At 43.4% G+C, this 765-nt stretch carries 1 protein-coding gene; it reads right to left on the bottom strand.

Features of this window, described 5'->3' with window-relative positions:
• Window positions 1-642 (bottom strand): transposase (locus AB840_RS15465; protein ID WP_048515699.1); only part of this gene is annotated, 642 nt, incomplete at its 3' end.
• Between the last annotated feature and the right edge of the window lie 123 nt (window positions 643-765).

The raw sequence follows: 765 nt of genomic DNA, 5'->3' as shown, positions 1-765 counted from the left end.
ATAGGTTCGCGGTTTCTTTCCATCAGTGGGAGTATGCAGCACGGTGATGATATGTTCCAGCTTTTCTCGTCCTTCATTTAACAATTCCATGTCCCTAGGATATTTGATACGAGATGGCGCACAGGTAGCGTCCACAATCAGCGTCCCTTCCTTGTCGGAGGTAGACGGCGGCGTATCATCATGATGAGAGTCCTCTTTCTTGTCTGTTTCTTTTTCAATGTGATGCGGCGCTTGTTTGGCAGCTTCTGCCTGTTGGATAATGAAATTGTTGATGGCTTCCAACCGCTTCGGTGTCAGCCGTTTACGAAACCGTGTCATGGCAGAGGCATCAAACGGCGCTTTATATTCATAGCCAAGTAAACCGCAGAAGTATTGCAAATAGGGGTTTTCCTTGATTTGTTCGACAGTTTCTTCATCCGAGTACCCGTATTCAATTTGAATGAGCAACGCGCCTAATGCCATTCTGGCAGGCTTTGCTACATGGCCTTTGAATCCTTTGAACAGTTTTTTATATTTCTTTTCTACCAGGTCCCACGGAATGAATGCTGCTTTCTTGATCCAACGGTTGTTCGGATCCATTTGTAATCCCAAGGGCTGATTAAAATCTTCGAAGGAAAGTTGTTTAGAAGGAGTTTTATACATGTTATATCACCTGTGTGCAAGGATTTTGAGCTGTTTTCCACCATACTCATGCACGTATTATACTACGAAACACTGATGAATACTGCAGTTATGCACACTATTGGTTTGTGCAGTTTACATTAA

The sequence above is a fragment of the Megasphaera cerevisiae DSM 20462 genome (assembly GCF_001045675.1).
GTDB classification, from domain to species: domain Bacteria; phylum Bacillota; class Negativicutes; order Veillonellales; family Megasphaeraceae; genus Megasphaera; species Megasphaera cerevisiae.
Note: the sequence above shows the minus strand (reverse complement) of the source record. Positions and strands in the feature narration are given on the sequence as shown.